Consider the following 12,906-nt stretch of genomic DNA (forward strand, 5'->3'; position numbering starts at 1 on the left):
ATCCGGCCGTGGAGCGTTTCGGACGGTCAGAAGTGGATACAGGGATGTCGATCGAGCGCGTAGACACGATTGTGGTGGGCGGAGGCCAGGCTGGTCTCGCCATGAGCGAACATCTGGGCATGGCGGGCGTGCCGCATTTGGTGCTCGAACGACATCGGATTGCCGACCGCTGGCGGACCGCCAGATGGGATTCGCTGGTAGCCAACGGCCCCGCATGGCACGATCGCTTTCCGGGGATGGAATTTCCCGGTGCGCATCCCGACTCGTTTCCCGGCAAGGAAAGCGTCGCGGATTATTTCGTGTCCTATGCCGAAATGATCGCTGCGCCAGTACGCTGCGGCGTCGATGTGACATCGGTCGAACGAATGGCCGGTCAGCCGGGGTTCATGGTCAGGACCTCCGCGGGCAATTTCGAAGCGATGAACGTGGTCGCGGCGACCGGGCCGTTTCAGGTGCCCGTCATTCCGCAGATCGTTCCGCAACGCGCAGGAATCATCCAGCTGCATTCCAACGACTATCGCAATCCCGGCCAGTTGCCGGAAGGCGCCGTCCTGGTCGTTGGCGCAGGCTCGTCCGGCGGCCAGATTGCCGACGAATTGCTGCGTGCGGGCAGGCGCGTCCATCTGTCGGTCGGGCCGCACGAACGTCCGCCGCGGGCCTATCGCGGCCGCGACTTCTGCTGGTGGCTCGGCGTGCTCGGAAAATGGGACCTGGAAACGAAGCAGCCGGGCACCGAGCACGTCACGATTGCGGTGAGCGGCGCGCGTGGCGGCCAAACCGTCGATTTCCGGCGACTGGCGGCCGAAGGCATGCATCTCGTCGGTTCGACGGTAACGTATGATCAGGGCAAGGTGCTGTTCGCGAACGACCTCGCCGACAACATCGCCCTGGGCGATGCATCCTACAGAAGCTTGCTGGACGAGGCCGATGCCTATATCGCGCGGTTCGGGCTTGACTTGCCGCCTGAACCGGACGCGCGCATCGTCAGGCCCGATCCCAACTGTGTGACCGATCCGGTGCGCGAACTGGATCTTGCAGCAACCGGCATCACATCGATTGTCTGGGCCACGGGTTTTGCCACCGACTATAGCTGGCTGAAAGTCGATGCATTCGACACGATGGGCAAGCCGAGGCACCAGCGCGGCGTGTCTTCCGAACCCGGGATCTATTTTCTGGGACTTCCCTGGCAGTCGCGCCGGGGGTCTGCATTCATCTGGGGCGTCTGGCATGATGCGAAGCATCTGGCGGACCGCATCTCCACACAGCGGCGCTACACCGATTACGATACGTCGGCGCGACGCGCGGTCAGGCATGCAAGCTAGTCCGTACTGGCAGGTTCCGGAGCAGGTTCGTCCCAGTGTCGACAGGGCTCGCGGTTCAGGCCCTGGCGGGGCCAGAATGGCTCATGGAGATCGTCGGTACGGCAGTGATTCCGGAATAGGCGAGGAGCCGGGCGCCGTCCACGCGCGCTTCTCGACATGATCGATTAGCGAGTAGTCCGGTCACGGCACGCATTTGTCTTACGCGCTGACGACCAACGTCAGCTTGCGTTGCAACCGGATGCCGGGGCCGATCGCGGGGCGATGGGCACGGCAGACCGATAGGCGCGGTTCGCGTAGATCAGAGGCGATCCTTCTGTGGCGAGCGCAACGTCCTGGACTTCGCCGAAGAAAACGTAGTGGGTACCGATCTTCTTCCACGAGGACAGGGTGCAGCTGAAGGCGACCAGTCCATCGACGACACGGGGAGAGCCATTGACGTCGGGAACCCATGTCGCGCACGAGAATTTGTCGCCGTCTCCGGTGGTCCATCGCTTCGCAAAACAGTCCGAAATGCCGGATTGATCGTCCCGCAGCAGGTTGACGCAGAACACGCCATTCACCTTGATCGCCTGGGCGGTCGCACTGGTCTCGTTGATGCAGACGAGCAAGGTCGGCTGCGGCGTGTCGGCCGAGACGGACGACATTGCCGATACCGTCGCGCCCTGGCGGCCAGCTGTGCCATCCGTCGTTACGATACTGACAGTGCAGGCCGCAGTGCTCATGCCGGCCAAGAACTGATCGCGCAGTGCCATGGTCATGGACCTCTAAGGAGCTGACCGCTCGGAGCGAGCGGTATCCCTTCACGAGCACCCTTGAGCGGGCTCGCCGCCGATCCGCGGATGCGTATCTTGCTCTCCAGCTTTGCCCAACCCATGACTGCGATAAATTATCGGTTTTGAGAACGATGCTTCTGATTTTCAAAAGTGCCAAGTTGCGCGGCAGCCAAAGGGCGTTTTTGCCGGTGCATTTCTCATCGTGAATTGCAGAAGCCAATGCAACCACACAGTGGTCGCTGGTCGTTTTTGTGCGCGCGAGTGCCACCGATCATCTTTACATCTGACCTATCGATGTACACGGCGGAGCCGATGGCTCGACGCCGCTTCTGGCGCGCAGCCGACATTCGGCAAATAAGATCTGTTTGGTAAGAGCCCTGCCGTCGCCCATTAATGTGGCAGCTCTGCCTAAACCGTGGGAGCGGACGATCCAAATTATTGTACGTCCCGGGACAAGCTTTCTGCGCGCAGGGGGGCATAGGCTTCTTCGAGGTTAGGAACATGGTTAGGCCATGACAACGTCGAAGGAGCGATCGAATGGTCAAGTTGCATTTTGCTGACATCCGTAGGCTTTGGCCTGAAACGGGCGCGATGATTGGATGGCGCGCGGCGGCAGTGGGCGCGCTATTGGCGGTTGGTACCTTTGTTCCGATGTCCGCGCAGGCTGCCGTGCCGGTGGCTTGCGCCGAGTTGCAGGCGAAATATCCGGACTGGAAAGGCAAGACACTCGTCAACGCCATTAATCCGCATACACCGGGCTATGAATCGATCGATCCCAAGGATCCCAACAAATATATCGGTTTCGATATCGATCTCGGTGAGCAGATCGGCGAATGCCTTGGCTTCAAGCTGACCTACAAGGCTGTGACCTTCGCGGCCTTGCTGACCACGCTGGCATCGGGCCAGGCCGACATCGTGATTTCCGACATCTATGCCACCGAGGAGCGCGCCAAGGCGGCCGACTTCATCACCTATTCCAAGGTGTTCGACGGCGTGCTGGTCGCCAAGGGTAATCCCAAGAAGATCACCGGTATCAACACCTCGCTGTGCGGCACGGCTGCGGCGGAAAACACCGGCTATGTCGAAGTGCCGCTGATTCAGGCGTTGGGGCCGGAATGCAAGAAGGAAGGCAAGGCGGAGCCGACCATCCAGCTCTATGACAACAATGCCAACTGCATCCAGGCGATCCTTGCCGGCCGCGCTGATACCTATATCAACGACGTCAACACCGTCGACAACGCGGTGAAGGCCTATCCGGACAAGCTCGAGAAGGCGGTTGCGGTGACGATCCCCTATCAGGTCGGCATCGCCGTGCCGAAGGACAAGTCCAAGTTCCGCGATGCGGTGAAGGCCGCACTCACCGAGATCTACAAGTCCGGTGATCAGCTCGCACTGCTGAAGAAGTGGAAACTCGATCCGGAAAACCTGATGGAGCCCGGCCTGCTAACGGTGAAGTAACGCCCCCGCCCGCAAGCAAGGATCACTCTTACGTAAGGGCTTTCTGCCTCCATGGAGCTGTTCCTCCACTATCTCAGCATGCCGTATATGATCGAGGGCATCCAGGCGACCTTGCAGGTCACCGCCCTCGGTCTGTGCGGCGGGCTGATCCTCGGCCTGATCCTGGCATGGATGCAACTCAGCAGGTTCAAGCCGCTGGCATCCTTCGCCCGGGTCTATGCCGTGATCTTTCGCGGCACCCCGCTGATCCTGCAGATGGTGTTTGCCTATAACGCCCTGCCGCAGATCGGCATCAAGCTTCCCGCCATTCTCGCCGCCGGTCTGGCGCTGGCTTGCAACGAAGCGCCGTTCATCGCCGAGATGCTGCGCTCCGGCGTACTGGGTGTCGATCGCGGTCAGGTGGTGGCCGGCCAGGCGCTCGGCATGACCCCGGGCGTCCTGATGCGCCGGATCATCGCGCCGCAGGCGATCCGGTCGATGATCCCCGCTTTCGGCAACGAAGCGGTCAGCGCGCTGAAGAACTCGTCGCTGGCCTCCGTCATCGCCGTGCAGGAGCTGACGCTGCGCTCGACCCAGCTGGCGTCCTCGACCTTCGATTTCTTCTCGATCTTCTTCGCGTCGGGTCTGATCTATCTGCTGCTCACAGCGGCGATCGCCGGCATCCAACTGCTTCTGGAATGGAAGTTCGACCTCGATCGCACGACCAGGCAGAACCAGTTCATGCGCTTCATGCCGTGGTATCGCGCGCCTGGCAGCGACGATCCGCTGGCGCCGCAGGTCGACATGCCGCCGGAAATCCTGCCCGACGGCGGCATTGCGGAATTACCGCCGCCGCGGATGCGGCCAGAACGCGGCGATCCCATCAAACGCGCCGAGATGCTGGCGCGCAACAATGTCGCCGTCGAGGTCTCCGATCTCCGCAAGAGCTACGACAGGAACGTGGTGCTTGACGGCGTCGACATCACAGTCAGGATCGGTGAAGTGATCGCGCTGCTCGGACCAAGTGGCTCCGGCAAGAGCACGCTGCTCCGCTGTATCAACAATCTCGAACTGTGGAACGGCGGCGCTATCAAGGTCGCCGGCCGCCAGCTCGGCTTCAACGCGCATGGCAAGCCGCTGTCGCCGCGTTTGCTCGCGAATGCCCGCGCCGAGGTCGGCGTTGGCATGGTGTTCCAGCAGTTCAACCTGTTCGGCCACCTCACGGCCAAGGAGAACATCGCTGGCCCGCTGCGCTGGGTGCACGGCGTGGCGCGCGCCGATGCCGAGCGCCGTGCCGATGAACTCCTGGCGCGCGTCGGTCTCAGCCACCGCGCCGATGCGCTGCCGCGGCATCTGTCCGGCGGCCAGCAACAGCGCGTTGCCATCGCCCGGGCCATCGCGCCCAATCCAAGCGTGCTGTTGCTGGACGAGCCGACTTCAGCGCTCGATCCCGAACTGGTCAATGAAGTGCTCGAAGTGATCCGCAGGCTCGCCGTCGAGGACGGTCTGACCATGATCATCTCGACGCATCAGCTCCGCTTTGCCAGCGAAGTGGCCGACCGTGTGGTGCTGCTCGCCGGAGGCGCGATCATCGAGGAAGGCCCAGCCAGTGAAGTCCTGACCAATCCGCGCAATCCCGTCGCGCAGCGTTTCCTCAATGCGATGGAGGCGGAAGTCTCGTGATCGTTACGCGTCGCAAGTTTGTTCAATGTCTATGAGGGCCTCAGCATGAAGCATCATCTTCTTCCGGTGTCGCCGAAGACCGTTCACTGGGGCTATTTCAGCAAAGTGGTCACGCCCGCGCTGACGCTGAAGTCGGGCGACCGTGCTACCATCGAAACGCTGACGCATCATGCCAATGACGATTACGAGCGCATGATCGAAGGCGATCCCGGCGCCGAGAGCGTGTTCAAATGGACCCGCGAGCACAAGGCCGTCGTCCGCCGCGGCTCTGGCCCGACGGAAGGTCCGTTCATCCGCGGCTCAGGCGAAGGCGTCGGCGTGCATCTGCTCACCGGGCCGGTGGCGATCGAAGGCGCGGAGCCGGGCGATGTACTGGAAGTGCGTATTCTTGACGTGCGCCCGCGGCCGGCCTGCAAGGCCTGTTATGCCGGCAAGTGCTTCGGCTCCAACGTCGCCGCGAATTGGGGCTTCCACTATCACGACCTGATCGAGGAACCGAAGCCGCGCGAGGTCGTGACGATCTTCGAGCTCGATACATCGGGCGAGCCGTTTGCCAAGGCAGTCTATAATTATGTCTGGATGCCGCAGACCGATCCCGATGGCATCCTGCATCCGACCATCGATTATCCCGGCGTGTGCGTCGATCACGCGACCATCAGGAAACGCGAAAACATTCTTCCCAACGTCAGGGTGCCGGCACGGCTGCATTTCGGCACCATGGGCCTCGCGCCATCCGAGGAGGATTTCGTGTCGTCGATCCCGCCGAGCTACACCGGCGGCAATATCGACGACTGGCGGGTCGGCAAGGGCGCCAAGATGTTCTATCCCGTGGCGGTGCCCGGCGCGTTCTTCTCGGTCGGCGATCCTCATGCCGCGCAGGGCGACAGCGAGCTCGGCGGCACGGCCATCGAGACCTCGCTGACCGGCGATTTCGAGTTCATCCTGCACAAGCATCGCGACCTCGGCGGTACGCCCCTCGAAGGCCTGACGCATCCGATGCTGGAAACCGCCGATGCCTGGTCGGTCTACGGCTTCACCTTCCCGAATTATCTCGCCGAACTCGGCGCCAATGCGCAGCTCGACGTCGCCAATCATTCCAGCCTCGATCGGGCTATGCGCGATGCGTTCCGCAAGCTCAGGCGTTTCCTGATGACGGTGCACAAGATGAGTGAAGATGAGGCGATCTCGCTGATGTCGGTCGGTGCGGATTTCGGGGTGACGCAAGTGGTCGATGCCAATTGGGGCGTCCATGGCACAATCCGCAAGAACGTCTTCCGCTGCGACTAAGCGGATGAAATTGCACTGAATTCGGCTATGAGGATGGTGGCGCGGTGATTGGGGAGGTTGCAGGGCAGGGCGCTGCGTCCTTCGGGATGGCACGGAGGTTGCTTCGCTTCGGCTATGAAGGTCGATGCATGAGCCTCCGTCCGTTCACCAGTGAATCCTACTCTGAAGACGACCGCCCCGAAGCATGGCGCGACGTCCTGAGTTCGATTGGCCTGCAGCCGACGGCTGCGACGACCACGCATCACGGCCACGCCACCGCAGTTCGTCGCACCTTCGAAGGTATTGCACTGGCCAAATTATCTGCCGGCGCACAGGCGATCTCGCCGCTGTCGGATCTGGCCAGCGACCATCCCCTGGTGTTGCTGCCGCTAGAGGACGGTGTCGGCCTGAAGACAGTCGCCGGACATCAGATCGTCGCCGTCGGGCATCTGCTGTTGCTGCCGCGCAAAGGGGACTGGAGCGTCGCATTCCAGCGCGACATGCGCGCGGTGGTGCTCTCGGTGACGTCCGATCCGCTGCACAGCCGCCGCGCCAGTGCACCTGCCATCGCCGATGTCCAGATCGTAGGCCCCGGCGGCTTCGGCGATGTGTTCGCGCGTATGATGGAACAGGCAGCCCGCAACCTCGAAACATTGTCCGATGCCGAATGGTTGGCGATCGCACAAAGTCTTGCCGATCTGTTGCCGACCTTTACACGCCAATTGGCCGAGCCGACGGCTGATCTCAACAGCGGCACGGCGACCAAGGCTGCGACCTTGCATCGGCTGTGCCAGACCATCGAGCGACGCCTCGACGATGCGGATCTGACGCCGGCCAAGGTGGCGCAGGCCGAGGGCATCTCCGAACGTTATCTGCAGAAACTGTTCGAAGGCACCGGCAGCAGCTTTACGCATTACCTGCGCGAACGCCGGCTGCAGCGCACCTGGGCCGATCTGTCGAATCCGTCCGAGGCGCATCACTCGATTTCCGAGATTGCCTTTCGTGCTGGCTTCAATGACTCCGCGCATTTCAGTCGCACGTTCCGTCACCGCTTCGGCCTGTCGCCGCGCGAATTCCGCCAGAATGAAGCTGAGCGCTTGACGGCGTCGGCGATGGCGGCGGGACAACGCGGCTGGCCGCAGGAAGCGCTGGCGCAGTTGCGCAGCCAGCACGGGCCGTCGACCGCGGGGAAGATTGCGAAGCCGGAGCCGGCCGAGACGATCACGCACGGCATCGCGGATGCTTCGAAGAATCAGCGGCACCATCATCTCGCCGCCGATGCATCTCGCGTGCACTGGGGCTATTTCAGCCGCTCGTTGCCGCCGCAGATCGAGATCAATTCCGGCGACACGATCACCATCGAAACACTGACGCAGCACGCATCCGACGATCCCGAGCGGATGATCAAGGGCGATATCGGCGCTGAGAGCGTGTTCCGCTGGACGCGCGATCAGAAGAATGTCGATCGCCGCGGGGCCGGTCCGATGGACGCCTCGATCTATGGCCGCGGTGCGGGCGAGGGCTTTGGCGTTCACATTTGCACCGGGCCGGTGGCGATCAGGGACGCGCAGCCCGGCGACGTGCTTGAAATCCGCATCCTCGACATCGTGCCGCGCGCCAGTCGAAATCCGGATTTCGACGGTCAGGTTTTCGGCAGTAGCGTCGCGGCGTGGTGGGGCTATCACTACAAGGAATTTCTCGCCGAGCAGAATGCGCGCGAGGCGGTGACGATCTACGAAATTCTCGATCACGACGACGTGCCGTATGCGCGCGCGCTCTATTCGTATCGCTGGGAGCCGCAGACCGATCCGTTCGGCACCGTGCACAATACCTACGACTATCCTGGCATTCCGATTACGCCGGCCTCGGTGCGGCGTCGGCATGACGTGCTCGACGGCATTCGCATTCCGCTGCGCCCGCATTTCGGTGTCATTGCCGTAGCGCCGCGCGAGGCCGATCTCGTCGATTCAGTGCCGCCAGCCTATTTTGGCGGTAATCTCGACAATTGGCGGCTCGGCAAGGGATCGACGGTCTATCTACCGGTGTCGGTGCCCGGCGCATTGCTGTCGGTCGGCGATCCCCATGCCGCGCAGGGCGACGGCGAACTCGGCGGCACGGCGATCGAATGTTCGATGACCGGAACCTTCGAGGTGATCTTGCACAAGAAGGGCAATCTCGCCGGCCAGGCGTTCGCCGATCTCACTTATCCGCTGATCGAGACCGAGAGTGACTGGGTGTTGATGGGCTTCAGCCATCCGAACTATCTCGCTGAATTCGGCGCCAAGGGGCAGAGCGAGGTCTACGCGACCTCGTCGCTCGATCTCGCGATGAAGGACGCCTTTCGCAAGATGCGGCGTTTCCTGATGAACATCAAAGGTCTCACCGAAGACGAAGCGATCGCGTTGATGTCAGTCGCGGTCGACTTTGGCGTGACGCAGGTCGTCGATGGCAATTGGGGCGTCCATGCCATTCTGAGCAAGCGGGTGTTCGACCACACGTCAAAATCATAAGGTCCAGGAGACGCGCTGTTGCAATTTCACATGATCTCCGGCGGGCCGAAGCCGGTCGCGCCGTTCAGCCATGCTGTGGAGACCGATGGCTTCGTGTTCGTCACCGGGCAGATGCCAGACACGCCGGCAATGCCGGGCGTGCTGCCCGATGGCATCGTGGCACAGACCGAAGCGGTGATGGAAAATCTGCGCGTGGTGCTCAAGGGGCTCGAGCTGGGCTTCGAGCACATCACCATGACCCGGATCTATCTCACCGAGTTCAAGCGCGACTACGTGGCGATGAACGAAACCTATCGCAGCTATTTTCCGCCGGATCGCCTGCCGGCGCGGACCTGTGTCGGCGTCACGGGCCTCGCTTATGACGCTCTGATCGAAATCGACCTGGTTTGTCGACGGCCCACATAATGGTCGGTGCAAAGAGATGGAAAACCTAGTTCGCCTTTTCGATCAGGCTTTCCAGCAGGCGCTTCAGGTCGGCCGTTGCCTTGTTGCCGTAGTTCTCGGCGATATGGGCTTCCTGGCTCAGCGCCAGCGAGTTCAGCCGCTGGGTCAGTGTCTTGCCGCGGTCGGAAATGAACATCACCACCTTGCGGCGGTCGTCGGGGTCCTGCACCCGGTAGACCAGCGCATCAGACACCATGCGATCGACCATCTTGGTAAGGGTCGGATGATTCAGCAGAACCGCATCGGCGAGGTCGCCCATGGAGTGGCCCTTGCCGTCGGACAGCACTTTCAGAATGCGCCACTGCTCGACCGGCACGCCTTCCTTCTTGAAGCGCGCATCGAGCTGGCGATTAATCTCCCGGTTCGCCTGCGCCAGCAGATAAGCGAGGTGTTCGGTGATGGGCGTGCTCGGCGTTCTGGCCACGGTTGGGAAACTTTGCTGGAAGAGGTGATGAATATTAGGCGACTTTGCCTGATCCATATGCACGGGAATTGTTGAATATTCAATATTTTCCTCTACGATATTTTCTTTCGCACGATTTTACTGTCGATAAATTGATGCCGCACCGCCGCTGACAACGTCGAAAGGAGAGCGACATGCTCTCATCACTGCAGATTGCAACGACCGGTGCGCTGCCGATGCCGGCGCCTTGGTTGCTGAAGGGCTTTCAGGACAGCGGGGGAGGCCGTGACGCGATTGCACGTCCCGATCTGTTTCCGCGGCGTCGCAATCGCGAAAAGCTGCGCGTCGTCAATTTTATCGGCTTGTCCGGCCCGGCCGGGATCTGGGGCCTGGCGGGCACCAATAGCATGATGCTCGCGGCTTCGGAGATCAATCGGCGCGGCGGCATTCTTGGGCGCGAGATCGAGCCGGTGTTTCATGACGCCGGCGGCGATATCGATGGCGTTGTCCGCACGGCAGCCGACATGATCGCGGCTGGTGATGTCGATGTCATCATGGGCTCGCATATCAGCGCGGTCCGCGTCGCGCTGCGCAAGGTGATTGCCGGGCGCGTGCCCTATATCTACACGCCTGTCTATGAAGGCGGAGAACGCACGCCTGGCGTGATGGCGATCGGCGAGACGCCGCGCGATCAGTCACGCCCGGCCATCGAATGGCTGGCGAGTGAAAAGAAAGCGGCGCGCTGGTATCTGATCGGCAGCGATTACGTTTGGCCGTGGCTGGCCCACAAGGCCACCAAGACATACATCGCCGGCGCCGGAGGGCGCGTGGTCGGTGAGGAATTCGTTGCGCTTGGCGAGCAGAATCACGATGCCCAGATCGCCCGTATCCGGGCCGCCAAGCCGGACGTCGTGGTCATCTCGCTGATCGGCACCGACAGCATCGTGTTTAACCGTGCCTTCGCTGAACATGGTCTCTCGTCGAAGGTTCTCCGACTGGCGGGGGCCATGGATGAAACGCTGCTGCTCGGCATGGGCGCGGATAGCTCCGAGGGGCTCTATTGTGCATCGGGCTATTTCGTCGACCGTGCGTCGGCGGCGAATGATGCATTCCGTGCGCAATATGAAGCATCGTTCGGACGCTGTGCGCCTGTGCCGGGATCGGTCGCGCAGTCGAACTACGAGGGGCTTCGGTTTCTCGAATCCGTGGCGACCAAGGCGGGCTCATTCGACGTCCGGCCGATGCTGAACGCGGCGTCCAGCGTGGCCTATCACGGCGCCCGCGGTGAGATCAGCATGCGCGGCGGGCGGGCGAAAATGCCGATCTATCTTGCCGAAGCAGACGGTCTGGATTTCAGGCTCATCCGGACATTCTAGGTCAGTCGCAGATGACCCGATCGGGACGATCCCGAAAAATAATACTTGAAAAGGAAAATATTTCTCTTTCTAATGATGCGCGAAAGGCGACACCGTCGTCGCCTTGACGGCGTGGGCATCCCGAAGAAATGCCGCGCCGGTTGCATCGTGGATATCAGGAGAAATCATCGTGGCCGTTTCACTTCCCACTCCCGATCAACTCCTCGCCGTCGCCGACCAGTGCGGCCTCGCGCTGTCCGATGAGGACGTCACCTCGTTCCGGGCGCTGATGCAGGGATCGGTCGATGCCTACAACGTCGTGGCGGCGATGCCCGACGAAGTGCCCGAGGTGAAATATCCGCGTACGCCTGGCTATCGGCCCGCGCCGGAAGAGAACACGCGCAACGCCTGGTATCGCAAGTCGGTGGTGAAGGGTGCGCCCAGCGGCAAGCTCAAGGGCAAGACCGTCGCGCTGAAGGACAACATCATGCTGGCCGGCGTGCCGATGATGAACGGCTCCTCCACGCTGGAAGGCTATGTGCCGGATTTCGACGCCACCATCGTCACGCGCATGCTGGACGCGGGCGCCGAGATCATGGGCAAGGTGCATTGCGAATCCTTCTGCATGTCCGGCGGCAGCCACACCAATTCGACGGGCAACGTGCATAACCCGCACAAGATGGGCTATTCCGCCGGCGGGTCGTCGTCCGGCAGTGCCGTTGTCGTGGCGCTTGGCGAAGTCGACATGGCAATCGGCGGCGATCAGGGTGGCTCGATCCGCATGCCGTCGTCCTTCTCGGGCACCTATGGCATGAAGCCGACCTGGGGTCTGGTGCCTTATACAGGCATTATGCCGATCGAGATATTCGTCGATCACACCGGCCCGATGACATCCAACGTCGCCGACAATGCGCTGCTGCTGGAAGTGCTTGCCGGCGATGACGGCTATGATCCGCGGATCAAGTCGCCGGAAGTGCCGGAATACACCAAGGCACTTGGCGTCGGCGTCAAGGGCATGAAGATCGCCATCGTCAAGGAAGGCTTCGAGCAGCTCGGCGCCGAGGACGCGGTCAATCGCAGCGTTCGCGAAGCCGCCAAGCGTTTCGCCGATCTCGGCGCGACCGTGGAGACGATCTCGATCCCGATGCATCTCACCGCGGCGGCGGTCTGGACCCCAATCGGCACCGAAGGCATGACCCAGACCATGATGGTGGGCGACGGCTATGGCCTCAGCCGGTCCGATCTCTATTCGACCTCGCTGATGGACGCCCATCGTGGCTGGCGCGGGCAGGCGGACTCGCTGTCCGAAACCACCAAGCTGCTGCTGCTGTTCGGCACCTATATCAACAATAATTTCGGCCCTCGTTTTTACGGCAAGGCACTGAACATCTCGCGTCGCGTCACGGCTGCCTATGACAAGGCGCTGGCGAGCTATGATCTGTTGCTGATGCCGACCACGCCGATGAAGGCAACGCCGCTGCCGGCGCCCGGCGCGCCGCGTGAAGAAGTCGTCGGCCGCGCCTTCGAAATGATCTCCAACACCTCGCCCTTCGACATTTCGCATCATCCGGCGATGTCGATCCCCTGCGGCATGGTTGATGGTCTGCCCGTCGGACTGATGCTGGTTGGCAAGCATTTCGACGAGATGACCATCTATCGCGCCGCGCACGCCTTCGAGCAGTGCGGCGACTGGAAGTCGATGTGAGGCATCCA

At 61.9% G+C, this 12,906-nt stretch carries 10 protein-coding genes; 8 read left to right on the plus strand and 2 right to left on the minus strand.

All coding sequences use genetic code 11. From position 1 onward, the window contains the following. Positions 1–44 precede the first annotated feature (44 nt). Positions 45–1,322, plus strand: coding sequence for a flavin-containing monooxygenase (locus tag A4A58_RS18075; protein ID WP_068734605.1), 1,278 nt, complete (start codon positions 45–47; stop codon positions 1,320–1,322). A gap of 218 nt (positions 1,323–1,540) precedes the next feature. Here the strand turns inward: A4A58_RS18075 and A4A58_RS18080 are convergent, their stop codons facing one another. After that, the gene (locus tag A4A58_RS18080; RefSeq protein WP_244499797.1) at positions 1,541–2,074 is read right to left on the minus strand and encodes a flavin reductase family protein; all 534 of its coding nucleotides are present in this window, start codon (positions 2,072–2,074) and stop codon (positions 1,541–1,543) included. A 612-nt stretch (positions 2,075–2,686) separates the two neighbouring features. On the opposite strand from A4A58_RS18080, the gene A4A58_RS18085 reads away from it, so the two are divergent. The 5 genes from A4A58_RS18085 (at position 2,687) to A4A58_RS18105 (ending at position 9,396) form a co-directional block, all read left to right on the plus strand. Beyond that, complete coding sequence (locus A4A58_RS18085) at positions 2,687–3,553, plus strand: ABC transporter substrate-binding protein (protein ID WP_068735336.1); 867 nt, start codon at positions 2,687–2,689, stop codon at positions 3,551–3,553. A gap of 51 nt (positions 3,554–3,604) precedes the next feature. Beyond that, positions 3,605–5,215: an amino acid ABC transporter permease/ATP-binding protein gene (locus A4A58_RS18090; protein ID WP_068734608.1), complete on the plus strand. Its 1,611-nt coding sequence runs from the start codon at positions 3,605–3,607 to the stop codon at positions 5,213–5,215. 45 nt (positions 5,216–5,260) lie between these two features. Continuing rightward, a complete protein-coding gene (locus A4A58_RS18095; RefSeq protein WP_068735338.1) occupies positions 5,261–6,502 on the plus strand; it encodes an acetamidase/formamidase family protein in 1,242 nt (413 codons plus the stop codon). A 128-nt stretch (positions 6,503–6,630) separates the two neighbouring features. Continuing rightward, positions 6,631–8,991 carry an acetamidase/formamidase family protein gene (locus A4A58_RS18100; RefSeq protein ID WP_068734610.1) on the plus strand — a complete coding sequence of 787 codons (2,361 nt, stop codon included), beginning with the start codon at positions 6,631–6,633 and terminating at the stop codon, positions 8,989–8,991. Positions 8,992–9,009: 18 nt separating this feature from the next. Next, positions 9,010–9,396 carry a RidA family protein gene (locus A4A58_RS18105; RefSeq protein ID WP_068734612.1) on the plus strand — a complete coding sequence of 129 codons (387 nt, stop codon included), beginning with the start codon at positions 9,010–9,012 and terminating at the stop codon, positions 9,394–9,396. A gap of 25 nt (positions 9,397–9,421) precedes the next feature. Here A4A58_RS18105 and A4A58_RS18110 read toward each other — a convergent pair whose 3' ends face one another. Further along, a complete protein-coding gene (locus A4A58_RS18110; RefSeq protein ID WP_081421939.1) occupies positions 9,422–9,916 on the minus strand; it encodes a MarR family winged helix-turn-helix transcriptional regulator in 495 nt (164 codons plus the stop codon). 116 nt (positions 9,917–10,032) lie between these two features. Here A4A58_RS18110 and A4A58_RS18115 point away from each other — a divergent pair, with 116 nt between their 5' ends. Then, entirely contained in the window at positions 10,033–11,214 is a 1,182-nt protein-coding gene (locus tag A4A58_RS18115) for a substrate-binding domain-containing protein (protein WP_068734615.1), read from the plus strand. 169 nt (positions 11,215–11,383) lie between these two features. Then, positions 11,384–12,898 carry an amidase gene (locus tag A4A58_RS18120; RefSeq protein ID WP_068734617.1) on the plus strand — a complete coding sequence of 505 codons (1,515 nt, stop codon included), beginning with the start codon at positions 11,384–11,386 and terminating at the stop codon, positions 12,896–12,898. Positions 12,899–12,906: the final 8 nt, after the last annotated feature.

The organism is Tardiphaga robiniae, from assembly GCF_001618955.1.
Classification (GTDB): Bacteria; Pseudomonadota; Alphaproteobacteria; order Rhizobiales; family Xanthobacteraceae; genus Tardiphaga; species Tardiphaga robiniae_A.